Source organism: Fundidesulfovibrio butyratiphilus (assembly GCF_054657235.1).
In genome coordinates, this window is record NZ_BAAHXA010000001.1 from 1,294,147 (window position 1) to 1,318,460 (window position 24,314).

At 64.4% G+C, this 24,314-nt stretch carries 20 protein-coding genes; 13 read left to right on the top strand and 7 right to left on the bottom strand.

Features of this window, described 5'->3' with window-relative positions:
* Positions 1–103: 103 nt before the first annotated feature.
* Positions 104–1,954, bottom strand: a complete 1,851-nt coding sequence (locus ACYQ01_RS06155; protein ID WP_459932949.1) for a bifunctional homocysteine S-methyltransferase/methylenetetrahydrofolate reductase — start codon at positions 1,952–1,954, stop codon at positions 104–106.
* A gap of 188 nt (positions 1,955–2,142) precedes the next feature.
* A complete protein-coding gene (locus tag ACYQ01_RS06160) occupies positions 2,143–2,829 on the bottom strand; it encodes a GntR family transcriptional regulator (RefSeq protein WP_459932950.1) in 687 nt (228 codons plus the stop codon).
* Between the two features lie 115 nt (positions 2,830–2,944).
* Between ACYQ01_RS06160 and ACYQ01_RS06165 the strand changes: the two genes are divergently transcribed.
* The 7 genes from ACYQ01_RS06165 (at position 2,945) to ACYQ01_RS06195 (ending at position 10,305) form a co-directional block, all read left to right on the top strand.
* On the top strand, positions 2,945–4,249 hold the full coding sequence (locus ACYQ01_RS06165; protein WP_459932951.1) for an amidase: 1,305 nt from the start codon (positions 2,945–2,947) through the stop codon (positions 4,247–4,249).
* 126 nt (positions 4,250–4,375) lie between these two features.
* Entirely contained in the window at positions 4,376–5,533 is a 1,158-nt protein-coding gene (locus ACYQ01_RS06170) for a branched-chain amino acid ABC transporter substrate-binding protein (protein ID WP_459932952.1), read from the top strand.
* A gap of 73 nt (positions 5,534–5,606) precedes the next feature.
* Positions 5,607–6,509 (top strand): branched-chain amino acid ABC transporter permease, encoded by a 903-nt coding sequence (locus ACYQ01_RS06175; protein WP_459933896.1) that lies wholly within the window; start codon positions 5,607–5,609, stop codon positions 6,507–6,509.
* Between the two features lie 2 nt (positions 6,510–6,511).
* Positions 6,512–7,672: a branched-chain amino acid ABC transporter permease gene (locus ACYQ01_RS06180; protein ID WP_459932953.1), complete on the top strand. Its 1,161-nt coding sequence runs from the start codon at positions 6,512–6,514 to the stop codon at positions 7,670–7,672.
* Complete coding sequence (locus tag ACYQ01_RS06185; RefSeq protein WP_459932954.1) at positions 7,672–8,451, top strand: ABC transporter ATP-binding protein; 780 nt, start codon at positions 7,672–7,674, stop codon at positions 8,449–8,451. Before ACYQ01_RS06180 ends, ACYQ01_RS06185 begins: the two co-directional genes overlap by 1 nt.
* Positions 8,451–9,164 carry an ABC transporter ATP-binding protein gene (locus ACYQ01_RS06190; RefSeq protein WP_459932955.1) on the top strand — a complete coding sequence of 238 codons (714 nt, stop codon included), beginning with the start codon at positions 8,451–8,453 and terminating at the stop codon, positions 9,162–9,164. Before ACYQ01_RS06185 ends, ACYQ01_RS06190 begins: the two co-directional genes overlap by 1 nt.
* Entirely contained in the window at positions 9,157–10,305 is a 1,149-nt protein-coding gene (locus ACYQ01_RS06195) for a M20 family metallopeptidase (protein WP_459932956.1), read from the top strand. The genes ACYQ01_RS06190 and ACYQ01_RS06195 overlap by 8 nt, the downstream gene beginning before the upstream one ends.
* A 221-nt stretch (positions 10,306–10,526) precedes the next feature.
* On the opposite strand, the gene ACYQ01_RS06200 is transcribed toward ACYQ01_RS06195, so the two are convergent.
* Positions 10,527–10,697, bottom strand: coding sequence for a hypothetical protein (locus tag ACYQ01_RS06200; RefSeq protein WP_459932957.1), 171 nt, complete (start codon positions 10,695–10,697; stop codon positions 10,527–10,529).
* Positions 10,698–11,230: 533 nt separating this feature from the next.
* On the opposite strand from ACYQ01_RS06200, the gene ACYQ01_RS06205 reads away from it, so the two are divergent.
* Together ACYQ01_RS06205 and ACYQ01_RS06210 are read left to right on the top strand one after the other, a co-directional pair.
* A complete protein-coding gene (locus tag ACYQ01_RS06205) occupies positions 11,231–12,694 on the top strand; it encodes an ATP-binding protein (protein WP_459932958.1) in 1,464 nt (487 codons plus the stop codon).
* Positions 12,691–14,049 (top strand): sigma-54-dependent transcriptional regulator, encoded by a 1,359-nt coding sequence (locus ACYQ01_RS06210; protein ID WP_459932959.1) that lies wholly within the window; start codon positions 12,691–12,693, stop codon positions 14,047–14,049. The genes ACYQ01_RS06205 and ACYQ01_RS06210 overlap by 4 nt, the downstream gene beginning before the upstream one ends.
* A 21-nt stretch (positions 14,050–14,070) precedes the next feature.
* Here ACYQ01_RS06210 and ACYQ01_RS06215 read toward each other — a convergent pair whose 3' ends face one another.
* Positions 14,071–16,152: a S16 family serine protease gene (locus ACYQ01_RS06215; protein WP_459932960.1), complete on the bottom strand. Its 2,082-nt coding sequence runs from the start codon at positions 16,150–16,152 to the stop codon at positions 14,071–14,073.
* 524 nt (positions 16,153–16,676) lie between these two features.
* On the opposite strand from ACYQ01_RS06215, the gene ACYQ01_RS06220 reads away from it, so the two are divergent.
* From ACYQ01_RS06220 to ACYQ01_RS06235, 4 genes are all read left to right on the top strand, one after another.
* On the top strand, positions 16,677–16,853 hold the full coding sequence (locus ACYQ01_RS06220) for a hypothetical protein (protein WP_459932961.1): 177 nt from the start codon (positions 16,677–16,679) through the stop codon (positions 16,851–16,853).
* 25 nt (positions 16,854–16,878) lie between these two features.
* The gene (locus ACYQ01_RS06225) at positions 16,879–17,466 is read left to right on the top strand and encodes a hypothetical protein (protein WP_459932962.1); all 588 of its coding nucleotides are present in this window, start codon (positions 16,879–16,881) and stop codon (positions 17,464–17,466) included.
* Between the two features lie 156 nt (positions 17,467–17,622).
* Positions 17,623–17,916: a hypothetical protein gene (locus ACYQ01_RS06230; RefSeq protein WP_459932963.1), complete on the top strand. Its 294-nt coding sequence runs from the start codon at positions 17,623–17,625 to the stop codon at positions 17,914–17,916.
* Between the two features lie 150 nt (positions 17,917–18,066).
* Positions 18,067–19,119, top strand: coding sequence for a sulfite exporter TauE/SafE family protein (locus tag ACYQ01_RS06235; protein WP_459932964.1), 1,053 nt, complete (start codon positions 18,067–18,069; stop codon positions 19,117–19,119).
* A 995-nt stretch (positions 19,120–20,114) separates the two neighbouring features.
* On the opposite strand, the gene ACYQ01_RS06240 is transcribed toward ACYQ01_RS06235, so the two are convergent.
* The 3 genes from ACYQ01_RS06240 to ACYQ01_RS06250 are packed head-to-tail and all read right to left on the bottom strand — an operon-like array spanning position 20,115 to position 24,309.
* Entirely contained in the window at positions 20,115–20,780 is a 666-nt protein-coding gene (locus ACYQ01_RS06240) for a hypothetical protein (RefSeq protein WP_459932965.1), read from the bottom strand.
* A gap of 13 nt (positions 20,781–20,793) precedes the next feature.
* The gene (qmoC, locus tag ACYQ01_RS06245) at positions 20,794–21,996 is read right to left on the bottom strand and encodes a quinone-interacting membrane-bound oxidoreductase complex subunit QmoC (protein ID WP_459932966.1); all 1,203 of its coding nucleotides are present in this window, start codon (positions 21,994–21,996) and stop codon (positions 20,794–20,796) included.
* Between the two features lie 12 nt (positions 21,997–22,008).
* Positions 22,009–24,309, bottom strand: coding sequence for a hydrogenase iron-sulfur subunit (locus ACYQ01_RS06250; protein ID WP_459932967.1), 2,301 nt, complete (start codon positions 24,307–24,309; stop codon positions 22,009–22,011).
* Between the last annotated feature and the right edge of the window lie 5 nt (positions 24,310–24,314).

Genomic DNA, 24,314 nt, shown 5'->3' on the forward strand with positions numbered 1-24,314 from the left:
AAGAACGACCGTTCGCGGCGGCTTACGCCGTCTTGCACCGGGCGGCGCCGCCGAAGGCCGCTTTTCGTCCCTGCCGGACGCCGTCCCGAGCCGCCCGGCGAGCCTACAGGCTCCGGGCGCGGCGGATGAGCTCCACGGCCACCGCGTGGCGGTTGAAGGGCGGAATGCAGTAGATGCCCGCAAAGTGGGGCACGGCGTATTCCATAAGCTCCCAGGCGATTTCCAACCCCTCGTCTTGTCCCTTGTCCCCGGCGTGTTCCATGCGGGCCAACACCTCGGCCGGTATGGAGATGCCCGGAAACTCGTTGTGCAGGAACAGGGCGTTGCGCAGGCTGGCCAGGGGCATGACTCCCAGGAAAATGGGGACGTCGATGTGCTTTGTGGCTTCGAGCACCAGGTCCGCCTTTTGCCTGGAATAAACGGGCTGGGTGAGAAAATAGCGCGCACCCGCCGCGATCTTTTTTTCCATGCGCCGCACCTGCATGCGAATGTCCGCCGTGTTGGGATTGAAGGCCGCGCCGATGTGGAAGTCCGTTGCCGCGCGCATGTCCTCGCCAAAGGCGTTGCGCCCCTGGCGAAAGCCCTCCAGCATGGCGATGAGCTCGAAGGAGCGGGCGTCGAACACGCCGGTGAGCTTTTCGCCTCCGCCCGCCGTGGGCGGGTCCCCGGTCACGGCCAGCACGTTGGTCAGTCCCAGGCAGGCCAGGCCCATAAGCGTCGATTGCAGGCCGATCAGGTTGCGGTCGCGCCCGGTCAGGTGCACCACGGTTTCCACCCCGCAACGCGTGGCCACCAGATGGGCCAGGGCCACGTTGGACAGCCGGGGAACGGCCAGCGGGTTTTCCGCCAGGGTCACGGCGTCGGCTCCGGCTTCGGCCAGGGCCGAGGCCCCTTCGAGCACGCCCGAAATGTCCAGGTGCTTGGGCGGGTCGAGTTCCACCAGAAATTTCGGCCGGGCTCCGGGTTGGCCGGCGTCCTTGAGAAAACGTCCGGGCTGGGCCGGGACCGACCCCGTCGGCGCGGACGTCCGGACGGGTGGGGGGGACGCCTGGGCGCCGACGCTCACCCGGGACGCGCCCATCAGCCTGGAAAGGGCCGCGATGTGTTCGGGGCCGGCCCCGCAGCATCCGCCCAGCAGACGGGCTCCCGCCTGGGCGCAGGCGGCCAGGGTGGCGGCGAAGTAGTCCGGCGACGACGGATAGACCAAACGGTCGTCCACCCGTTCGGGATATCCCGCGTTGGGGAACACCGAGATCAGGCCGTCAAACCCGGCCGCGCCCTCGATTACGGCCAGGGCGTCGCGCGGCCCCACCCCGCAGTTAAGGCCAACCACGTCCGCGCCCAGGCCGGTCAGGGTCTCGAAGCACTCCCGGGCGCTTCGTCCGTCCAGAGTTCTGCCCTGGGTTCCGAAGACCATCTGGGCGGCCACGGGAAGGCCGGTGGCCGCCTTGACCGCCGCCAGGGCCACGCACAGTTGTTCGAGATCGGGAAAGGTTTCGAGAATGATGAGGTCCACCCCGCCCTCGGCCAGGGCCGCGGCCTGCTCGGCGAAACAGGCCCCCATGCGTTCGGGGTCGGGGCGCTCCTCGCCGGGTCGCGGGGCCAAGCCGACGAAGGCGCGCCCCAGCGGTCCCATGGAACCGGCCACCCAGGCCGCGCCTGCGGCCGCCCGGCGGGCCAACAGCGCGCCCTGGCGGTTGATCTCCGCCGTGCGGGATGCCAGGCCGAAACGGTCCAGCTTGGCCGCGTTGGCCCCGAAGGTGTTGGTTTCAAGCACCTGGGCCCCGGCGCCCAGGTAGTCGGCGTGCACCGTTTCCACCAGATCCGGCCGGTCCAGGTTGGCCAGTTCCAGGCAGGACTCCGGGGACAGGCCCCGAGCCGTGAGCTGGGTGCCCATGGCCCCGTCGGCGACAACGGGGCGGGAGCGCAAGACGGCCAGGATATCGTCTCTCATGCGGGGAGGTCCTCGTCGAAAGGTGTGGCCGAGAACACCCGTTCCCGACCGGGAGCATCCTGTCTACCGACTCGTCGGACCCACGTCCACCCGCATGCGCTCCGGGGAAGCGGACTTCCGCCCTGTCGGGGAAACGCCCCGTGCGGGCCGGTCCCCGGCGGACGGAGCGCGTTCTTCCCCGTCGCGTTCTAGCCCGCCGGTTTCACGCCCAGATAGGCCTTGGCCAAAAACTCCCCCACCACCCGCTCCACGTTGCCCAGGCTGTCTTCGATGTTGACCCGTATGGCCCGCCGGGCGCCTTCCGGGTCGCCGGCCGCGATGCGGTCGAGCACGTCCAGATGCTGGGCGCAGGTGGAGACGGCGCGTTCCTCCACACTGAAGTCGAAGGGCCGAAGCACCGTCAGGCGCTCGTTGACCGCTTCGAGCTGCGAAACGAGCACCGCGTTGCCGGCGGCTCGGGCCAAGCCCTCGTGGAATTGGCGGTCGAGTTCGGCCCACTGTTCCACGGACCGGTGGCGCGGCGCGGTCCAGTCCGCACGCAGTCGGGCCAGGGCGGGCAGAACGTCGGGGTCCTGGGCCAGGCGTTCGGCCACCCAGAGCTCCAAGGCCAGGCGAACCTGGTAGAGGTCCTTGATGGTGCGCAATTCCAGCTGCTTGACCTGGCAGCCCTTGTGGGGCTCGTACTCAACCAGCCCGTAGGCCGCCAGCCGGCCCAGGGCCTCGCGCACGGGACTGCGGCTCACGCCGAACTCCTGGCAGAGCTCTTCCTCTATGAGTCGCCGTCCCGGCGGATACTCCCAGTTGAGAATGCGCAGTTTGAGCGTTTCAAAGACTTCGTGGCCCAGGTTCTTGCGTTTTGGGGCGCGTTGCGCCATTGTTCTCCCCCGGAGAGTAATTGTATACAGCAGTGTATACAAACATTGAAATTCGTCAATCGATTTTCTCCTGACATTTCTGACAGGCGTTTTTATCGCGCCAAGGAGAATCGCCATGAGCGCCCTGCCCACCGATCTGCCCGGACTGTCCCGGACCCTGCGCACCGGGAAACTGTCCCTGGAAACATTGCTGGCCGACCTGGAGGCCCGCATGGAGCGCGCCGAACCCGCGCTTTCCGCCATGCTCCCCGAGCCGGAGCGGTTCGCTCGCCTGCGAGCCCAGGCCAAGGCCCTGGCCGCCCGCCACCCGGACCCGGCCGGACGTCCCGCGCTCTACGGCGTGCCCGTGGCCGTGAAGGACATCATGCACGTGGACGGCCTGCCCACAAGGGCCGGCAGCTCCCTGCCCCCCGAGGAGCTGGCCGGTCCCCAGGGCGACCTGGTGGACCGTTTGCTGCGCGCCGGCGCCCTGGTGCTGGGCAAGTCGCACACCACCGAGTTCGCGCATTTCAGCCCCGCGCCAACAAAAAACCCCCGCAATCCGGCCCACACGCCGGGTGGGTCCAGCAGCGGCTCCGCCGCGGCCGTGGCCGCAGGCTATTGCCCCCTGGGCCTGGGCACCCAGACCATGGGATCGGTGATTCGGCCGGCCAGCTTCTGCGGCGTTACGGGCTTCAAGCCGTCGCGAGGCCGCCTGCCCGGAGACGGCATGGTGGATTTTAGCAAAAGTGTCGATCAGGCGGGATTCTTCACCACCGACATGGCCGGGGCCCTCCTGGCGGCGGACGCGCTGTGCACGGACTGGCGCGGCGTGAACCAACGCCACGAACCGGGCGCGCTGGCCGTGGTCGAAGGTCCGCTCGCCAATCTGGTCGACCCCGACGCCCAGGCCGTGTTCCGCCGCGCCGTGGAGCGTCTGCAGGACCGGGGCTGGCGGGTGCGCTCCGTCCCCCTCTTCGCGGACCTGGAGCGCATTCGCGCCCTGCACAAGGCCCTGACCGCCGCGGAAATGGCCCAGGCCCACGCGGACCGGTATCCCCGACACGCCAAGCGCTACAGTCCCCAGACCCGCATTCTCATCGAAGAGGGCCGAATGGTGGACGAAACAACGCTGGAAACGGCCAAACGCTCCATGACCGGGCTGCGCGCCTCCCTGAACGGGCTGCTCGTGGACGGAGGGTTCGACGCTTTCATCTGTCCGTCCACGCTCGGTCCTGCTCCCCTGGGCCTGTCCTCCACCGGCGACCCGGTCATGAACCTGCCCTGGACCCACGCCGGCCTGCCCGCGCTGACCCTGCCCGCCGGCCAGTTGGGCGGCCTGCCCCTCGGGCTTCAGGCGATCGGTCGCTTCGGCGGCGACGAATCCCTGTTGGCGACCGGTCTCACCCTGGAGCGTGCGTTGCTTTTTTTTGCGCCCTGAAGAGTGATTCTTGACATATTTGTTATTTCATGCCTAAACGGACCCAACGGTAATTGTATACAATCATGAATACAAATTGAAAGCGCCGGCACCCGCCCGCCGCTTCGAAACCCCAAGGAGGCTTGCATGACCCGCTTGCGCACCCTGATAAGCGCCGTACTCCTGGCCGCCCTGTGCCTGACCGCTCCGGCCCAGGCCAAGGACACGGTCAAACTGGCCTTCATAGGCCCCCTTACCGGCGGCAACTCCGCCATCGGCCTGGGTGGGAGAAACTCCGCCGAGCTGGCCGTCAAACTGGCCAACGCCAACCCCAAGAACAAATACACCTACGAACTCGTGGTGCTCGACGACGAGTGCAAGCCCAACATCGGCGTACAGGTGGCCACCAAGGCCGCGGCGGACAAGTCCGTGGTGGCCGCGGTGCCCCACTACTGCTCGGTGGTGGCTCTGGCCACGTCCGACGTGTTCCACAAGTTCGGCCAGCCCATGATCGTGTGGGGAGCGGTGCATCCCAACATCACCTACGGCAACGACTATCCCGAAGTGCACCGGGTCAACGGCACCATGATCGACCAGAACAAGGACGCCGCCGACTTCATGACCAAGCAGGGCTTCAAGACCTGGGCCGTGATCCACGACACCACCGACTACGGCAAGGGACACCTGAAGTACTTCGAGGAATACCTGACCAAGGACGGCGGCAAGATCGTGGGGACCTTTCCCGTGCAGGCCGACCAGCAGGATTTCACCGCCGAGCTCACCCAGATAAAGGCCCTCAAGCCTGACGTCATCTACTTCGCCGGCCTGACTCCCCTTGGCGTGCGCGTGCGCCTGCAGATGGACAAGTTGGGCGTGCCCAGCGTGTTCCAGGGCGTTTCCGGCATCATTTCCGACGCCTACATAGAAGGCGCCGGTCCCCTGACCGAAGGCACCGTGGCCTTTCGCGAGGGCGGCCCCATCGAGAAGCTGCCCGGAGGCAAGTTCTTTCTCGAAGAATACAAAAAGGCCGGATACTCCGAAGCGCCCGAGGCCTATGGCGCGTTCGCCTTCGCGGCCACCAATCTGTTGATACAAGACATCGAAAAGGTCGGCCCCAACCGGGCCAAGATCACGGCCGAGCTGGGCAAGGTGAAGGATGTGGACTCCATCGTGGGCAAGATCACCTTCGACGACCACGGCCAGAACGTCACCCCGGTCATCACCAAGTACGTGGTGCAGGACAAGAAGTGGGTGCCCTGGGAAGATTCCGAATACGCCACGGGCAAGCGCAAGCTGGCCAGGTAGCGACGACGCGCGCCCGCCGGACCGGCTTGGCGGGCGCGCCCAAACGACTTGAAGGAGGCGCATCGTGGACGTGATGGGTCAAGCGCTCCAGCTCCTATTGGGCGGCCTCATGCTCGGACTGGTCTACGCCCTGGTGGCGGTGGGGTTCACCCTGTTCTTCGGCGTGCTGGACGTGATCCAGTTCTCCCACGGAGACGTGCTCACCCTGGGGGTGTTCACGGCCTACACCCTGTTTCTCGGAGCCAAGGCCGCCGGCCTTGAAAACCCCCTGCTTCTGCTGCTCTTCATCACCGTGGGCTCCATGGCCCTGATCGGGCTCGTGGGATCGCTCATCGCCAGGACCGTTGTGCTCCCCCTCAAGGGCGCGCCGCCGCTCAACATCCTGCTCATCACCATGATGCTCGGCACCGTGCTGCGCGAGGCCATCCGCCTGTTTTTTCCCGACGGAGCCAATCCCAAGCCCTTTCCGGCCCTGTTGCCCTCGGCCAGTTACACCTTCGGGTCGCTCACCCTGCGCGTGGACAACCTCATCCTGCTGGCGGCCGGGCTGGCGCTCATCTTCGCGGTGCAGGCCCTCATCAATCGCACGAAGCTCGGCCTGGCCATTCGGGCCGTGGCCCAGGACGAAGAAACCGCCAAGGTCATGGGCATCAACTTCAACCTGGTGGTCTACGCCACCTTCGCCATCGGTTCGGCCCTGGCCGCCTTCGCCGGCGTGATCTACGGCCTGTACTACAACGAAATGAGCTTCAACATGGGCCTTCTGCTCGGAGTGATCGGCTTTTCCGCTGCGGCCGTGGGCGGATTCGGCAACATTTACGGGGCCATCGTGGGCGGATTCGCCTTCGCCATGCTCCAGACCGTAGGCGTGTTCCTGGGAGCCTACAAGGACGTGTTCGCGTTCGGCGCGGTCATCGTGTTCATCGCCGTGCGTCCCACGGGATTTTTGAGCGAACGCCAGACCGAGAGAGTGTGAGCATGAACACCGCCGCAAGACCCGTTTCCCTGCTGCCGGCCGCCGTGGCCTGCCTGGGGTTGGCCGTGTACCTGGGCGCGATGCTTGGGGCCGAATCCCAGAGCTTGGTGCTGGCCCTGCTGGCCGGAGGCGCGCTCGCCGTCTGGGCCCTCAAGCGCTTCGGCCTGCTGGACCTCATGGAACGCAGCGCCTCGGCCCACGCCGGTCCCACCTCGGCCCTGGCCGCCGCCGCCGTGGCCGGCGTGGCCCTGTACTTTTACGACGACCCCTTCGTCCTGTTCCTGGTGGCCACGGTGCTGGTCTACTACGTGGCCTGTCTGGGCCTGACCATCCAGTTCGGCTACTGCGGGGTGGTGAACTTCAGCGGGGCCTCGTTCTTCGGGGTGGGCTGCTACGCCGCCGCCCTGCTGACCCGAAACACCCCCACGCCGCACGTGATCGTGCTCTTTCTGGGCGGCCTGGCCGCCGCGCTGGTCGGGCTCATCCTCATCGTACCCGTGCTCAAGACCCGGGGGCACTACGCCGCCCTGGTGACCATCGCCTTCGCCCTGCTGTTCAAGACCTTTCTCGAAGTCACAGACGCCGTGGGCGGCCCGCAGGGGCTGAAGGTCCCGGCCTTTTCCCTGCTGGGATGGGCCTTCGACAAGGACGTCAAGCTCTTCGGCCTGCGCGGCAGCTTCTATCTGAGCTACATCGCGCTCATCCTGCTCCTGGCCGGGGCCGGCTTCGCCCTGGTGCGCCGGCTGGAGCGCAGCTGGATCGGCCTGTGTCTGGACGCCGTGCGCCTGGACGAGACCGTAAGCGCCTGCTTCGGCCTGAGCGTGGCCCGCTGGAAGATCGTGGCCTATACCCTGGGCAATTTCTACTGCGGCGTGGCCGGCGCCGTGTTCGCCATGATGCTCGGATTCATCGCGCCCTCGAACTTCGCCTTCGGCGATTCGCTCATCCTTATTTCCATCATCTTGCTGGGGGGCCTGGGTTCGCCCTGGGGCACGGCCGCCGCGGCCTGCGTGGTCATCCTGCTGCCGGAAAAATTCCAGAGCATGCAAGAGTACAGATTCTTCATCTATTCGATCCTGGTCATCTTCATCCTGCTCTTCCGCCCCCAGGGCCTTGTGCCGCGCGGGGTGCGCACCTTCTGGACAACCGAGGGAGGCCGCTGATGGGCAAGGACGTTCTTCTGGCGGTCACCAAGCTGACCAAGCGATTCGGCGGCCTGGCCGCCCTGTCGGAACTCACCCTGGACGTGGAGCGCGGCAAGGTGCTGGGCCTGATCGGCCCCAACGGCTCGGGCAAGACCACCTTCTTCAACGTGGTCACCGGGCTCTACTCCCCCACGTCCGGCTCCGTGGTGCTCGACGACGAAATCGTCACGGGCTTTACCCCGCAGGAAGTGCACGTACGCGGCGTGTCGCGCACCTTTCAGCGTTCGCGTCTGCTGGGGCCGCTCTCCATATTCGACAACATCGCCCTGGGCCTGCACACCCGCCAGCGCCTGGGGCTGTGGGACAACCTCTTCGCCCGCTCGCGCATGCTGGCCGAAGTGACCGCCTGCCGCGAGGAGGCCGCCGAACTCTTGTCCGTGTTCGACCCGGACCTGGCGTCGAGCATGACCCGCCCGGTGGAGAGCCTGCCCATGATCAGCCGCCGGCGCGTGGAGGTCTGCCGGGCGCTCATCTCGCACCCCAAGCTCCTGCTGCTGGACGAACCTTCGGCCGGCATGACCCACGACGAAACCATGCGCCTGGTGGACGACATCCTGCTGGTCAAGAAACGCTCCGCCGATCTGGCCATCGTCATCATCGAACACGAAATGAGCGTGATGGAACGCATCACCGACCACTGCGCGGTGATGAACTTCGGGACCCTGATCTGCCAAGGCCCTTACCAGGCCGTGTCCAGGGACCCGCTCGTGCAGGAAGCCTACCTGGGAGGCGAGTGATGGCCGAGACGATTCTGACCGTCGAAAACATCCACGTGGGCTACGACTCGGCCGACGTGCTCGAAGACGTGAGCCTTCACGTCGAACAGGGAACCATCACCTGTCTGTTGGGCTCCAACGGCATGGGCAAGACCACGCTCATCCGGGCCATCCTGGGGCTGACTCCGGCCCGGCGGGGGAGCATCACCTTCCGGGGAACCGACATCACCCGGCTGCCCACCCACAAGATCGTACGCCTGGGGGTGGCCTCCATCCCCGAGGGACGCAAAGTGTTTCCCAAAATGACCGTGGCCGAAAACCTGCGCCTGGGCGCGTTTCAGGAGTCCTCGGCCCAGGTGGTGGCTTCGCGCATGGAAAAAGTCTACGCGACCTTCCCCCGCCTGCGCGAACGCGCGGACCAGTTGGCCGGAACCATGTCCGGCGGCGAGCAGGCCATGGTTTCCATAGGGCGCGGACTCATGGGCGAGCCGGCCCTGCTCATCATCGACGAACCGTCGCTCGGACTCTCGCCCCTGTTCGTCAAGGAGAACTTCCGGGTCATCAAGGCCATCAACGATTCCGGCGTGACGGTGTTTCTCGTGGAGCAAAACGTCAAGCAGACCCTGGCCATCGCCCACGGCGGCTACGTGTTGGCCAAGGGACGGGTGGCGGCCCGAGGGTCGGCCAGGGAGCTGGAAACGAACGAAGTCTTCCGGGAGGCCTACTTTGGCTAGCGGTTCTTTCCCCTGTGTGGACGTGCTGGAACTCACTCGGCGCTTTGTGCGCGCCAAGAGCGTCAATCCGCCGGGCGACACCGGCCATGTGGCCGCCCTGGCGGCCCGGACACTCCAGCCGGCGGGCTTCACCCTGACCTGGGTGCGCACCCCCGGCGGCGGACAAAGCCTGTTGGCCGTGCTCAAGGGATCGGGAGAGCGCCCCCCCCTGTGTCTGACCGGACACATGGACACCGTGCCCCTGGGACAGGCCGCCTGGAGCGTGGACCCCTTCGGGGCCGAGGTGCGCCTGGGCCGACTCTACGGACGCGGCGCAAGCGACATGAAAGCCGGGTTGGCCGTCATAGTGGCCGCCGCAGTCGATCTGGCCGAGCTGGCCGACCGCTCCGGGGATCTGGTGCTGGCGCTCACCGCCGACGAGGAGATCGGCTGCCTCGGCGCGCGCGCCCTGGCCGCTTCCGGCCTCTTGCCCGAGCGCGCGGGAGCCCTGCTGGTTGCCGAGCCCACCGGGTGCAGGCCCCTCCTGGGCCACAAGGGAGCCTTCTGGGTGCGGGCCGCCTTCGCCGGCAAGACCGCGCACGGCTCCATGCCCCAGTGCGGGGTGAACGCGGTGGGCAAGGCCGTGGCCGCGGCCGCGCGTCTGCCCGAACTGCTGGCCGAGGAGCCCGCTCATCCCCTGCTGGGCTCCCCCACCGTGAACCTGGGCTCGCTGCACGGCGGCGACAAGGTGAACATGGTGCCGGATCTGGCCACCCTGGAACTCGACGTGCGCACCGTGCCCCCCATGGACCACGCCCGGCTCATGGACAAACTGCGCGCGCTGTGGCCCGAGGCCCGGCTCGACGCCTTTATCGACGTGCCCCCGGTGCTCACCGACCCCACCGACCCGCTGGTGACGCGGGTGCAAGACACCCTGGAGAGTCTGGAAGGCCAGCGCCCCGCGCCCGGCGTGGTGAGCTTTTTCACCGACGCTTCGGTGTTGACCCGCGCTCTGGGCGACGCGCCCACGGTGATCTATGGCCCAGGCGAGTCCGAACAGGCCCACCAGACCGACGAATCCTGCCCGGTGGAGCACATCGAACGAGCCTTGCGGTTTTATCTGGCGTTCGGGACGCGGTGGCTGACCGGCGAGGGGAATTGAACGGACCGGGACAGGGCGCGGACAAGGGGAATCCGCCCGGGTCCGGACTTCCGGCAAGCGTTGCGGCAAGGACGGCGGGAATCTGGGCAATCGCCGCCGGCAGGCGCGAAAGCTCCGGGGAAATCGTTCAACTGCGACGGGCCGGGGAAACTCCCGGCCCGCTTTTTCTTGTCCGAAAGAAAAATCCGAGTCTTCTTGTCGCGCGCGTCACGATATCGTGCTTATTCCTGCGCGGGCTGCTGCGGAGCTTCATCATCCGCTGGCTGCTCTTGACTTTCGTCGGAAGAAACCGCCTTCTTTTCCAGCTTTCGTTGTCTCTTTTCTTCCTTCTTTTTGCTCTTGGCGGCCTCTTTGGCCCGCTTTTCAAAAGAATAATTAGGCTTTCTGGCCATGGAAGTCCTCATGTATGGTGTTAACGTGGAATTCCACGCAAGGGGGACAGCACTTCAAGCACAATGACCGCGCCGACAAAATTCACAAAAAATACCGGCACGGAATACCGCTTGGCGCGTGCTGTCGCGGAGAGGGTCTGCAAAGGGCTGGTGCGCCAGGACGAGGCCGAACAAGCTTTCCCCCTGATTCAATTGTTATTGCGTATCCTGAATTTCAAGAACTGTCCATCCTGGGAGGACGGCAAGACCGCTTGGCGGGCATGCTCCCCCCGGGATGCGCGGACGCGGGGTTTTTCCCCTCCCCTTTCCCTTCGCACATCGCACGAACACCGCGGCGACCTTCCCGCTGATTCCGATTTCCCCGCCCCGCGCCCGTTGACAAAGTGCGCCTTCGCTGGCCTATCATCTTCCGTCCGATGGGGCGGGAAAAAGGAATCGGTCCGAGGCGGGACCGAGCCGCGAGACGAAAGGTTCGTCCACGCGGCGCGCCCGACGGCGCTTGGGATGGCCGCCAACGCGGGAAGGGAGACGTCATGGAGTTCGCCACAGGCAAGGCCGTACGCTGGCCGTATTTCACTCTGCGCCAGAAGGTGCTCCTCGGGGCGGTATTGCCCGTGGTGCTTTTCGCCGTGATCGGGGTCGTGTCCTATTCGTCCCTGACCGGGCTGGAAGCCACCCTCACGGGCATCGAGGCCGTGGACGACCTGGCCAACACCATTCTGGAAATCAGGCGTTACGAAAAGAACGTCCTGCTCTACCGCAATCCTTCCGACTACGCCGAAACCATGGTCTACCTGGACGAGGCCCAGCGCCAGGTCGAAGACTACCGCCACGCCGAAGCTCCCCAGTCCGCGCGGACCATCCTGGCCGGCGTGGCCGACTCCCTGGGGCGCTACCGCCAGATCCTGGCCGCCCTGCGCGGCGACCTGACCCGGCCCGACGACGATCCGACCAGACGCGACACCGAAGCCCTGCGCCTGGCCGGCAAGGATTTGGTGGACCACTTCACCGCCCTCAAGACCAGCGAGCGGGACAGGCTCTCGCGCCTGGTGGACGCCCTCAAGCGCCAGTTGGCCGTGGCGGGCATTCTCGTGGTGGCCTCGGGCCTGGCCCTGACCGTGCTTATCAGCCGCAAGATCCTCATGGCCCTGGCCGCCATCACCAAGGCCACCACGGCCATCGCCCAGGGCCGATTCGAACCCCTGCCCGTCCCCGTGACCCACGACGAAACCCAACACGTGCTCGAAGCCTTCAACCACATGACCCGCGAGCTGGAGCGCCGCCAGGAGCAGCTCGTGCGCGAAAAGAAGCTTTCGTCGCTTGGCGTTCTGACCTCGGGCATCGCGCATCAGCTCAACAATCCGCTCAACAACATCTCCACCTCCTGCCAGATTCTTCTGGAAGAAGACGACCAGTGCGACCGGGAATTCGCCGGCCGCATGCTCACCAACATCGACCAGGAGGTTCACCGCGCCCGCGACATCGTCAAGGGGCTGCTGGAGTTCTCCCGGGCCAGGGACTTCGCCCTCAAGCCCTCGTCCCTGTCCCAGGTGCTGGAGCGCGCGTCCAAGTTGGTCTCCAGCCAGATTCCCGCCGGGGTGGAACTCTCCCGCGATGTGCCCGACAACCTTGTGCTGGAAATGGACTCCGTGCGCTTGCAGGAGGCCTTCATCAACCTCTTGCTCAACGCCGCCCAGGCCATTGAAACCGGTCCCGGCGCCATACGGGTGAAGGCCTGGAAGGACGAAAAGACGCAGGAAGCCGTGGTCACCGTCGAAGACACCGGCATGGGCATAGCCGACGAAGACCTGGGCAAGGTCTTCGATCCCTTCTACACCACCAAGGAAGTGGGCAAGGGCACGGGCCTGGGGCTTTCCATCGTGTTCGGCATCATCGAAAAGCACAAAGGGTCCATCGCGGCGGAAAAGACCGAGGGACGCGGAGCGCGCTTCGTGATCCGCCTGCCCCTGGTCCAGCCCGGACAGGACCTATCGTGACCGCCCAGCCCTCGGTCCTTTTGGCCGACGACGAAAACATCGCCCGCCAAAACCTGGAACACGTGCTCGGCAAGGAAGGCTACGCCGTCACCGGCGTGGCCAGCGGAGAAGAAGCCCTGGGCGCCCTGGCCGAACACGAATTCGATCTGGTGCTCACGGACCTGCGCATGCCCGGCGTGGACGGCCTGACGGTGCTTACCGAGGCCAAGCGCCTGCACCCCGAGACCGAAGTGGTGGTCATGACCGGCTACGCCTCGGTATCCACCGCCGTGGAGGCCATGCGCAAGGGAGCCTGCCACTACCTGACCAAGCCCTTCGACTTGAGCGAGGTCCGGGCCGTGGCCGCCGAAGCCCTGGAAAAACGTCACCTGCGCCAAGAGGTGGCCCGCCTCACCCGCCAGGTGGCCGACCTGGGGTCCGGCCCGCTCATCGTGGGACAAAGCCCGGCCGTGCAATCTTTGCGCGAGCACATCGCCAGCGTCGCTCCCACGGATTCCACCGTGCTCATCCTGGGCGAAACCGGCACCGGCAAGGAGCTGGTGGCCAGAAGCGTGCACGCCCAGAGCCTGCGGGCCCAGGAACGCTTCCTGGCGGTCAACTGCGGGGCCTTCAACGAGGAACTCCTGGCCAGCGAACTCTTCGGCCACGAAAAGGGCGCCTTTTCCGGGGCCGGGGTTCTCAAGAAAGGACTGCTGGAAGTGGTGGGCGAGGGCACCCTGTTTCTGGACGAAATCGGCGAAACCACCCCGGCCATGCAGGTCCGCCTGCTGCGCGTGCTGCAGGAGCGGGTGTTCTTTCGCGTGGGCGGAACCACGGAACTGCCCCTCAAGGCCCGTATCCTTGCCGCCACCAACAAGGATCTCCTGCGCGAGGTGGAGCGGGGAACCTTTCGCGCCGACCTCTACTACCGCCTGAACGTCATCACCCTGCGCGTGCCGCCGCTTTGCGAACGCGGTCAGGACGTCGCCCTGTTGGCCGGCTACTTCATCGCCCGCCACGCCCCGCCCCTGGGCAAGACCGTCACCGGCATAAGCGACGCCGCCCTGCGCCTTCTCATGGACTACGGCTATCCCGGGAACATCCGCGAGCTGGAAAACATCGTGCAGCGCGCGGTGATCTGGTGCCAGGGCTCCCAGATAGAACCCGGCGACCTCCCCCCGGACCTGCGCGGCCCCTCTCCGGTGCGCGTGCGCGCCCCACGCCCCACCCCCGCCACCCTGGAAGAAGTGGAGCGCCGCCATGTGGCGGAGGTGCTCGACTTCTGCCAGGGCAACAGGACCCGGGCCGCCGAAGTCCTGGGCATCGACCGGGTATCACTGTGGCGCAAGATCAAGCGCTACGGCCTGGCCGACTGATTCCCCCGGACGCGCCCGGCCCTACGGGTTGGCCGTCTGCTCCAACGCCCCGTCCAAAGCCTGGGCGATGGTGGAGACGAAAACGATCTCCACCCCGCCGTAGTCGTCGGGATCGAGCGCCCCGGCTTCCGGCGCGTTGCCCGCGGGCAGAAGCACCTTGCGCACCCCGGCCCGGGCCGCGGCCATCACCTTTTCGCGCACCCCGCCCACGGGCAAGACCTCGCCGCCCAGGGTGATCTCGCCGGTCATGGCCACATCACGCCGGGCCGGACGGCCGGAAAAGAGCGAAATAAGGGCCACCGCCAGGGTGACGCCCGCCGAACTGCCCTCCTTGGGAATCCCGGCCGCGGGAATGTGAATATGCACGTCGAGCGAGGTGAAGGCGTCCTCGTCCAGACCCAGGGCGGACGCGTGGCTGCGCACGAAGCTGAGGGCCGCGCGGGCCGACTCCTGAAGGATCTCTCCCAGGGACCCGGTGAGCGTCAGGGTCCCGTGGCCTTTCATGCTCGTGGCCTCCACGAAGATGATCTCGCCGCCGTAGCCGCTGTAGACCAACCCCGTGGCCACGCCCACCCGGCCGGGACCGGCCGCGGACTCGCGCAGGAAACGCCTGGGACCGAGCAGCTTGATCACCATGGCCTCATCCACCACCATGGGAGCGGGCTGGGTCCGGGGTTTGGACTTGGCCGGGGCGTCCTGGACTTTTTCGGCTTCGCTTTGGGCTTTCTGGGCCTCTTCCAGACGGATGCGGGCCAGCTTGCGGCACAGGCTGGCCACTTCGCGGTCCAGGTTCCGCAGGCCCGCCTCCCGGGTATAGTCTTCCACGATGCGCGCGACCGCCTCGGGGGTGAACACGGGGAAGGGATGCACCAGGCCGTGTTCGCGCAACTGGCGGGGAATCAGGTGGGTCTGGGCGATCTCCAGCTTTTCGCGCAGGCTGTAGCCCTGGAAGGACACCACTTCCAGCCGGTCGAGCAGCGGACCGGAAAGCTCGGCCGTGTCGTTGACCGTGGCGATGAACAACACCTGGGAGAGGTCCACCCCCAGGTCCAGGTAGTTGTCCAGAAACTGGCCGTTTTGCTCGGGGTCGAGAATCTCCAGGAACACCGAGGCCGGATCGCCACGGAAATCCTTGCCGATCTTGTCCATCTCGTCGAGCATGATGACCGGATTGTTCACCCCCAAACGGATGAGCGCCCCGGCGATGCGTCCGGGCATGGCCCCCACGTAGGTGCGCCGGTGCCCCTTGAGCTCGGACTCGTCGCGCAGGCCCGCCAGGGAGAGACGATAGAATTTGCGGCCCAGGGACTCCGCCATGGCCTGACCCACCGAGGTCTTGCCCGTTCCGGGAGGTCCGGCGAAACACAGGGCCGGGCTGCGAAAGGCCTTGGGCCCGGAGCGCGTCTTGACCACTTCGGCCACGGTGGCGCGCAGTTCGTTCAGGTTCACGGGCTTGGCCAGGTAGTAGGCCGCTCCCTGGCGCATGGCCTGGACGGCGGTGTTCACCGTGGCGTACCCCGTGACCATGATGACCTGGGTCTGGGGAGAGAGCTTGCGGGCCTCTTCCAGAAGCTGCATGCCGTCCATCTTGTCCATCTTGAGGTCGGTCAGGATGCAGTCGAACTCGAAACGACGGACTTCCTCCAGGGCCTCCTGGCCGTTGGCGGCCGTTCGCACCTGGTATCCTTCCTTGCCGAGCACGTATTTCAGGTTGGCCCGGGCGATTTCCTCGTCGTCCACCACCAAGATGTGAAAATCACTGCTCTGGCTCAGGCAGCGCGCGGCCAGGTATTCCAGCACCCGGTCGCGTATCTGCCCCAGGCCGGAATGCCGCCTGGCCAGGGTCTGGGCCGCCTTTTCCAGGCTGAAGTCGTCGGGGGTGGAGACGTTCCAGGGAAACCCCAACAAAACGTCCACGTAGGTCAGCCCCACGCCGTATTCGGCCACGGACGGGTCCGTGCGCTTGAGGCGGGAAAGCTCCTTGCGTGCCGCGGCCAGCACGTGTTCAGGCAGTCCGGCGGACTCCACGCGCGCCTCCAGGGCCTCCACATCCGAAACCGGAGCCTCCGGCTGGCGGGGTTCCTCTCGTCTCTGGAAAAACATCCCGTGCCCCCTTCTTTAACGGTATTGACTGAGATTCGGGCCGTGGCCCGGAAAAACGGTTGCGCGCCCCATTCAAGAAACGCGCCGACACGCTGCGCAAGGCCGGCGGCGACCCGAAACGCCGGACGAATCGCGCGCGACCGCCTTGCCGCATGAACGGACATGCCGCCCGAAACGCCCGGCCGGGTTCGGTCCCTGCCGTGCAGCCGGGTCGTTCGCCGTTTTTTTCGAACCTCGCGGCACCGTCAGGTAACGGCTATAGCCCACCCTGCGCAAGCCTGGGAAGCGGACGTTGCGACGCGCAACACCCGTTGCATGGCGCAACATCGTTGAATATTGCAACACTCCCCCGCAAACGCCTGAATGGCGGGCTTTTCCGACTCTCCCCCCGATCTTGCCCGTCCTGGCGTTGCGCATCGCAACACCCGCGATTCCCCGAGAACAATAACAGCAGTGATTCTAGTATGTTAAATCTTGGCACGCTTCTTGGAAACGAGGAAAACAAAGACGACAAGGAGGCAGCCATGGGTGCGATTCGTGAAGGAATGGAGAGGATTTACGCCGCAGCGGCTTTCGCCGAGCGCAATTGCCTGCAAGAAGCCCGGGATCTGGACGCCGAACGCGTGCATCCCCAAGGAAAGCGTTTCGCCGAGACCGAAAAGTCCAAGCGCCCTGACAACCGTCCCCGCCTGCGCGCCTAGGCCGGCGGCGACACGAGGCCCAAAGATGACCAGGAAGATCGACCTTACCCGTAGCCAAGGCCTTCGGAGCGGACGTACCCAATCGGCAAACGACCGCGACCAGCAGGTTGTGCGCCGTCGGGGACCTGGACGCATCCGCGCTCTGCTCGAAGACCTCGGCCAGTCCGCCGGACTGGCCGAGGAAGGCCTCCCCTTCGGGGATGTGCGCCTTCTGCAGGGCGGCGGCGAGACGCGCAAGATCATCGCCGTGAGCGAACAGAGCTATTTTCCCGATTCCCTCATTCGCCAGTCGTTGAGCCTGGCCGAACGTCTGGGAGCCGAGGTGGCCGCGCTGTGCGTTCGCCGCGAAGCCGGACAGCCCGGACCGGCCGGGGAGAAGTCCCGCCAGGCCTGGGCCGCCGACTGCGATGTCAAGGCCGCGGAGTTCAGAGCCCTGGCTTCGGCCATGGAAGTCCCCTTCCGGCTGGAGGTGGGCTTTGGCGAGACGAGCGAGGTGGTGGAAGAACTTTGTTCCAAGCTGCGCCGGGTGGAGTTCGTGCTGGCTCTTCGCCGGGAAAGCGGCGGACCGCGCCTGCGGGTGAGCATGCCGGTCTTCGAGGTCATGGCTGTCTAAATTCGATTCTATGGACCGCCGGGTTGGCGGACCGTGGCATACAGTCCCGGCCGTGTCGGGACAAGCGGACAATGCGGGGATGGACCGCTCGGGAGGTCAGGGACCTTCCGGTTCGTTCCAATCAAAGACATCTGTAATCGGTTCTGGGAGGAAGCGATGGAAGTGCATGCGAAGAAACCGGTAGGCAAGCTCATCATGTACGGTTTGGCCAGCTGCGCCCTGTACTGCGCTGTGTATATCAACGAGCCCCTGCTGCTCAAATATTTCGGCCGGGGCGGTGTCTACGCCGCGTTGCCCATCGCTTCCGTGTTTCTGGTCTCCTGGATTCACGGCAACTTCGCCGGGGCGCTGTGGACGGTGCTGGGAATCAACGCCGCCACCGCCACCAAGACCCAGGCCAGGCCCGCGCCCCGCAAGGACTCCAGGCCCCGCGCCACGGTCAGCGCCTAACCCCGAGCCGGGGAAAAGTTCAGACGCTTTTCCCCGGCCCGTATCCGACAAGGGGGACGCCACGGCCGTGCCGATCCGGCCAGGCCTGGCGACCACAAGGAACGTCCCACTGCGGGACGTCAACCCCAAGCCTTTCAGGGAGACGATTTCATGGACATGCTTCAAGACGCCGCACGGTTCATTCAGCTTGACCCTTCGGGCGTAACCTTTCTGTTTATCGTGGGCTTCATCGGCGGTTTGGTGAGCGGCTTCATCGGTTCGGGCGGCGCCTTCGTGCTGACCCCCGGCATGATGAGCCTGGGCGTTTCCGGCGCCGTGGCCGTGGCCAGCAACATGTGCCACAAGTTCCCCAAAGCCCTGGTCGGCTCCATCAAGCGCTACAAGTACGGGCACGTTGACATCAAGCTGGGCCTCTACTTGGCTGTTTTCGCGGGTATCGGCGTCCAAATCGGCATCAAGATCCAGAAGATGATCCTTGCCGCCTGGGGCCCTGCCGGTTCGGACCTGTACGTCAGCCTGTCCTTCGTGGCCGTGCTGGTGGTCGTGGGCGGCTATGTCATGTATGACGCCCTGCGCTCCGCCAAGTCCAACAAGGAAGAGCAGATCAGCGGCCTGGCCAAGACCCTGCAGGGCATCAACCTCTGGCCCATGATCACCTTCAAGCGCGCCGGCATCCGCATCTCCATGTGGTTCCTGCTTCCCGTCGGCTTCGCTACCGGCATGCTGGCCGCCACCATCGCCGTGGGCGGGTTCGTGGGCGTGCCCGGCATGATCTACGTGCTCGGCGCCTCCAGCCTGATCGCCTCCGCCACCGAGCTGGTCATCGCCTTTGTCATGGGCCTGGCCGGGTCCGTCAACTGGGCTCTCTCCGGCATGGTCGACATTCGCCTGACCCTGATCATCCTGGCCGGTTCGCTCCTGGGCGTTCAGCTTGGCGCCATCGGCACCACCTACGTCAAGGAACACATGATCAAGATCGTCATGGGCACCATCATGCTCGTGGTGGCCGTGAGCCGCGCCTGCGCCATGCCCAAGTACTTCGCCAAGCTTGGCCTGGCCGAAATCTCCCCCACCATGATCAACGTGCTCGACAAGATCAGCTTCAGCTTCATGGTCCTGGCCCTGGGCGTGGGCGCCGTGATCATCCTGGGCAGCATGTTCAAGGCCAGACGAGCCATGCAACTGCAGGGACAGGAAGTCTAACCCTCCGTACCACACGATCGGATTCGCATCCGAACGCTCAAACACAACAAGGGGACCCGCCACGGCGGGTCCCCTTGTTGTATGGCGTCCCTCTCGTTCGCACAGGGATGAAACGTCCTCCTTCGCGGCGCACCTCGCGAGCGACACAAAGCCAGAAACATCCACGGAACACGGTGTTGAAAACGAACACTCAGGCAATGTTTCCCTGCGTGTTCGTAAGAATATCGTCCTGGTGTATTGTTGCCGTACCGTCGCGCATTAGGAGGGAGGTTGCGTCCCTCGTGATCCGAATGGACCGGTGCTTTCGATTTAAACGCAATGCCGCACCCTGCCCCATGCCTGCCCACCACGCTTGGTTGCGTGGACGCAGTGCACTCCCGCCTGTTTCCAGTCGAGCAAACCGTGGCAGGAAGAAATGCTCTCTCACGCCCTCTCTATACCAAATACGCTAGTATAACAGACTCAGCCAGGATGCTGGGGGGGCGTTGTTCCAACGTATCGCCGCTGTCGAAGGCAAGCCCGTCCGTTTTACACAGCGTTCAATAACCGAGAATAATCACGGTAAGGTTTGCGCGGTGGGAATATAAAACTCGATACACGACATTTCAGCAGGACAAGATTCCCGGTAGTCTCCCCGGTACGCGACACAAGGGCATGACAAGGTTCAAAAACAAGGAGAGAAGCAGCCAGCAGCTTAATCATATTCTCGCAAGTGCCATTGATTAAAGGTCAAGCTCTCACACATTCCCACTACGTTTCGGACGGAGCTGTTTCTCGAGCCTTGTCAGCAAGGAGGTTGTAGAGCCCACACGAACCGACTCTTTCAACGGTCGACGGGCCATCGCTTCCTGATCGTGGCTGGTCGAGTGGGAAATGGCATGCCGCAAAGCCTGGCTCCACGCTTTCTCCGCACCCTCGGCCCCGTGCTTCGACATAAAAAAAGGGCCCCGGCGAACCGGAGCCCTTTTGGAGGGATATCTTTTTCAGGGCAGAAATTACCAGTTGGATTTCGAGAAGGGATCCTCGTAACCGAAATCCTGAACCGGAGCTGCCTCGGCGGCAGGAGCGCCACCCTCGGCGGAAGCGGCTCCACCGGCGGCAACGGTCACCACGCCGTGCTTTTTCACATCTTCGATCATCTTGAGCAGCTCGTCGACCTTGCCGATGTACTCGTTGACCTTGCCCAGGGGAGCCACGAGAAGCTCTTCGCCCTTGTCCTTGCCGGACTCTTCGTAGCTCTTCGCCTTGGCTTCGGCAGCCTTCATGCGGGCTTCCACGTCGGCCAGAACGGCGGTCTTTTCAGCCAGCTCGGCCTTCACCTTGGTCAGCTCGTCCTTGTAGGCGTTGGCGGCGGTCTTGTAGTCGGCCAGGCGGTTGAAGAGCCCGCTCACTTCGGCCAGCACGTCGGCGGGCAGCTTGGGCACGGACACGTTCTTGCCGGCGGCGGCCAGCTCGGCCGCGCTCATTTTGATGACCTCGGGATGCTGCTCGTAGATCCACGATTTGGCAATGGCGCCCGCGAAAGGAGCCAACTCCTCATCGATGGCGGTGTCGGCCATGTAACCGACCAAATCGACGACAGCCTTCTTCTGGCCTTCCTTGTCCACGCCCTTCAGGTACGACATGAAGGTGTTCATCGGGAAGATTTTGGTATCAGCCATTTGGAGTTCCTCCTTAGATCTCGAAAATCTTTTCTTGGTCGCGCTTGAGCGGGACGCGTCCGCACACGCGGGCATACACCAGGGCCGTGGTCCGATAGACCAGGTGCCCCAGCTTGGACCAGGGCAGGTACGCGATAAGCATGAAAACGCTGATCAGGTGCAGGTAGTACATGGGATACGCCAAGCCGCGCACGCCGGAAAGGCGCAGCAGTTCGCTGGCGAAGCCGGTCAAACCGACGGCCCAGATCACGCCCAGCAGATACCAGTCGTAGAACGACGAGGTGGAGGTCTGCGGATCGGCGTTGATGCGACGCCGAGTGAGCATGGTCAGACCGTAGAGCATGAGCACGGCGCCCACGTTGGCCAAAATCTTCACAGGGCTCCACTGCGGCATAGGCGTGTTGCCTATCGCGTGCAGCCAATGGAATCCGGGGACGTAGGAACCCCAGTGGCCGAAAGCCACGATGCCAGTAACGATCGCCAAAGCCACGAAAGCGAACAGCAGAGCCCAGTGGCCTTTGAAGCGCTCGGTATTGTCCTTGCCACACTCATTCCACTTGGCGTGGGTGACGATTTCCTCGCGGATCACGTCCATCAGCGCCTGAAGAATGGTGGGTTTTTCGTTGGTGTCGCCGACATTGAAGATCAGCGGCACATCCTTGAAGCTGTTCCACATGGTCCGCACGGCCTTGAAGAACGTGAAGAACACGAAGAGCGCCACCAAGCCGAAGATCGGGTCAATGGTGTAGTCGCCGGGGAAGAGCTTGCCGTAGACGATATCGCCTTCGGGCATGCTGAAGCCCATGCGGAAGAGCCAGATCAGTCCATACAGAACGGCGGGGATGGCCATGAGTTTGGGAAGTCCCTTGGAAGAACTCATCCATTCGCCAATGATCGACGGTTTGGCCAGCTTGCGGTAGGTCATGTTGCGGATGGCCGCCAAGGTGTCGCCCGGGCGGGCGCCACGCGGACACATATCCGAACAGGTTCCGCAGTTGTGGCACAGCCACACGTCGATGTCGTTCATCAATTTGTCTTTCAGACCCCACTGCGCCCAAATCATTTCCTTGCGCGGGAAAGGATTCACCGGAGGCGACAGCGGGCAAGCCACGGAACATGTGGCACATTGATAGCACTTTTTCAGCGAGTCCCCGCCGGAGGCTTGCAACTCCCGGACGAAGCTCGGGTCTGGGGTGATTCTGACCGGTTGCGTCATATCCTGAGCCTCCTAGTAGCCTTTGAACGGGTTGGGACCCATTTTCACGATGGTGTTCATGAATTCGTCGATCATGCCGGGCACCTTATCGTATTCGTCGATGGCCACCTGGAGCTGGTCCACGCGCTCGGGTTCGACACCCAGGCGTTTGAGCGATTCGGAGATGTTCTCCTTGCGCCGGTTGCACAGTTCCGATCCCTTGACGAAGTGGCACTGATAGTCGTCGCCGAACTTACAGCCCAGAAGCAACACGCCGTCAATGCCCTTACTCATGGCGTCAGCCACCCAGATGGCGTTGACCGACCCCAGGCAACGCACCGGAATGATGCGCACGTAGGGGCTCCAGGCTTTCTTGCGTACGGCGGCCATGTCCAAAGCGGGATAGGCGTCGTTTTCGCAAGCCAGAATCAGCACGCGCGGCCCACCATCTTCGATTTTGGCCGGGACGACCATTTCGCGAATCATGGTGCCGATCATGTCGATATTGTAGTTGTCGAAGCTGATGACGCGTTCGGGACAGGCACCCATGCACGTACCGCAACGACGGCAACGCGAGGGGTTGGGCATGGGCGTGCCCTTGGGATCGTCATCAAGAGCGCCAAACGGACATTCTTCGGTGCACCGTTTGCACTGGGTGCAGCGCACGAAGTTGAACACCGGGTAGCTGCGGTCGCCCGAACGGGGATGCACGGCCACGCCGCGGTTGGCGCTGGAGACGCACTGGATGGCCTTGAGCACCGCTCCCATGGCGTCTTCCTTGGCCAGAGCCAACCCCATGGGCTGACGAACGGCGCCGGCGGCGTAGATGCCGGTACGCCGGGTCTCGTAGGGAAAGCAGATGTAGTTCGAATCGGCAAAGCCTTCAAAAAGACCGAGGTCGGGGAAAGCCAACCCCTGCCGATACGAAAGGTTGATCACGGGAGAGTGGGCCGTGACCGGGACGATGGACGTGGGCAACACGACCAGATCGGCTTCGATCTCCACGGACTCGCCGAGCAAAGTGTCGGCCAGCTCAATGAGAACCGAGTCTCCGGCACCCTGACGGACGCCTTCCACCTTGGCCCTGGAAAGCATGACCGAGGGGTTGTCCTGGGCGGCCTTGTAGTACCGCTCATTGATACCCGGGGTCATCATGTGATCGTAGAAGATCATGCCCACGGCGCCGGAATTGCGCTCGACCACGTAGTTGGCCTGTTTCAGGGCAACCAGGGTGGAGATTTCCGAAGACATGGCCAGATGCTTCTGAGATTCCAGGTCACAGAACTGATCCGCAGGAGCTTCAGCCCCTTCCTCAGCGGCGGGAGCCGGATCTTTGGGAGCATCCTGGGTCGCGTCGCATTCCAGGGTCACGTCTGAAGGACACGACTTCTGGGTGCACGTTTTGGTATCGAGCAGGAAGGCCACGTTCAGCGCCACGCGCCCGTCCGAGGGACGGGTGATGGGGCCGGCTTTGGCCATTTTTTCCAGCTCGGTGCTAGTGATGACGTTTTTGACCGAACCAAGGCCCAAGGGCGCAAGGTACTTTTCGTCGCCGGGGGTCCAGCCGGCGGCCAGGACCACGGCACCGATGGGAAGGTTTTTCCCACCCGAAAGCATGGCGGTGTACTTGCCCGGAGCGCCTTCAAGTTTTTCCAGCGACGTGGAGGTCATGACCTGGATCTTCTTGTTGGCCTTGACCTTGCCGATCAGGGCGTCAAGGCCGGTGTCATGCGCTTCGGCGTAGGGATAGCTCAGCGGGAAGGTCTTGTAGAAGGACTTCGCCTTGCCACCGAGTTCAGCTTCCTTTTCCACCAGCACCACGTCGTGTCCCAAGGACGCCGCAGCATCGGCGGCGTGCAGACCGGTCCAACCGCCGCCAAGCACCAAAATGGTCTTGCAGGCGTCGACGGCCTCGGGATTGGGGATGTTCGACTTGGTCAGCTTGGCGACACCCATCAACGAGTATTCGTTGCAGATGATCTGGGCGTTGTTGATGCCTTTGGCCATGTCCCCGGCCGCGGCGCCTTTGTCGTAACTCCAAACCGCCTGTTCGCGCAGGTTGACCCGTTCCACCTGCACCGGACCGTCGAAGCAGAACACATCCCACTTGGTGCGAGGCGAACAAGCGCACAGGCACACGCCGTCCAGGCCCTGGGCCTTGATGTCGGCCTCAATGGCGGACTTGCCCTCAGGCGAACACAATACGGGGACGGTTTTGACGACCGGGCATTGGGGCTCGTATTTGCGCTGCACCGCGGTGGCGATTTCGTCGAGTTTGACGGCTTCGCCTATGCCGCAGCCTCCGCAGATGTAGACGCCTATCTTTTCGGCCATGAATG

Coding starts and splice junctions, on each gene's coding strand:
- ACYQ01_RS06155 (WP_459932949.1), bottom strand. CDS start 1,954: ATGAGAGACGATATCCTGGCCGTCTTGCGCTCCCGCCCCGTTGTCGCC.
- ACYQ01_RS06160 (WP_459932950.1), bottom strand. CDS start 2,829: ATGGCGCAACGCGCCCCAAAACGCAAGAACCTGGGCCACGAAGTCTTT.
- ACYQ01_RS06165 (WP_459932951.1), top strand. CDS start 2,945: ATGAGCGCCCTGCCCACCGATCTGCCCGGACTGTCCCGGACCCTGCGC.
- ACYQ01_RS06170 (WP_459932952.1), top strand. CDS start 4,376: ATGACCCGCTTGCGCACCCTGATAAGCGCCGTACTCCTGGCCGCCCTG.
- ACYQ01_RS06175 (WP_459933896.1), top strand. CDS start 5,607: ATGGGTCAAGCGCTCCAGCTCCTATTGGGCGGCCTCATGCTCGGACTG.
- ACYQ01_RS06180 (WP_459932953.1), top strand. CDS start 6,512: ATGAACACCGCCGCAAGACCCGTTTCCCTGCTGCCGGCCGCCGTGGCC.
- ACYQ01_RS06185 (WP_459932954.1), top strand. CDS start 7,672: ATGGGCAAGGACGTTCTTCTGGCGGTCACCAAGCTGACCAAGCGATTC.
- ACYQ01_RS06190 (WP_459932955.1), top strand. CDS start 8,451: ATGGCCGAGACGATTCTGACCGTCGAAAACATCCACGTGGGCTACGAC.
- ACYQ01_RS06200 (WP_459932957.1), bottom strand. CDS start 10,697: ATGGCCAGAAAGCCTAATTATTCTTTTGAAAAGCGGGCCAAAGAGGCC.
- ACYQ01_RS06205 (WP_459932958.1), top strand. CDS start 11,231: ATGGAGTTCGCCACAGGCAAGGCCGTACGCTGGCCGTATTTCACTCTG.
- ACYQ01_RS06215 (WP_459932960.1), bottom strand. CDS start 16,152: ATGTTTTTCCAGAGACGAGAGGAACCCCGCCAGCCGGAGGCTCCGGTT.
- ACYQ01_RS06220 (WP_459932961.1), top strand. CDS start 16,677: ATGGGTGCGATTCGTGAAGGAATGGAGAGGATTTACGCCGCAGCGGCT.
- ACYQ01_RS06225 (WP_459932962.1), top strand. CDS start 16,879: ATGACCAGGAAGATCGACCTTACCCGTAGCCAAGGCCTTCGGAGCGGA.
- ACYQ01_RS06230 (WP_459932963.1), top strand. CDS start 17,623: ATGGAAGTGCATGCGAAGAAACCGGTAGGCAAGCTCATCATGTACGGT.
- ACYQ01_RS06235 (WP_459932964.1), top strand. CDS start 18,067: ATGGACATGCTTCAAGACGCCGCACGGTTCATTCAGCTTGACCCTTCG.
- ACYQ01_RS06240 (WP_459932965.1), bottom strand. CDS start 20,780: ATGGCTGATACCAAAATCTTCCCGATGAACACCTTCATGTCGTACCTG.
- qmoC (WP_459932966.1), bottom strand. CDS start 21,996: ATGACGCAACCGGTCAGAATCACCCCAGACCCGAGCTTCGTCCGGGAG.
- ACYQ01_RS06250 (WP_459932967.1), bottom strand. CDS start 24,309: ATGGCCGAAAAGATAGGCGTCTACATCTGCGGAGGCTGCGGCATAGGC.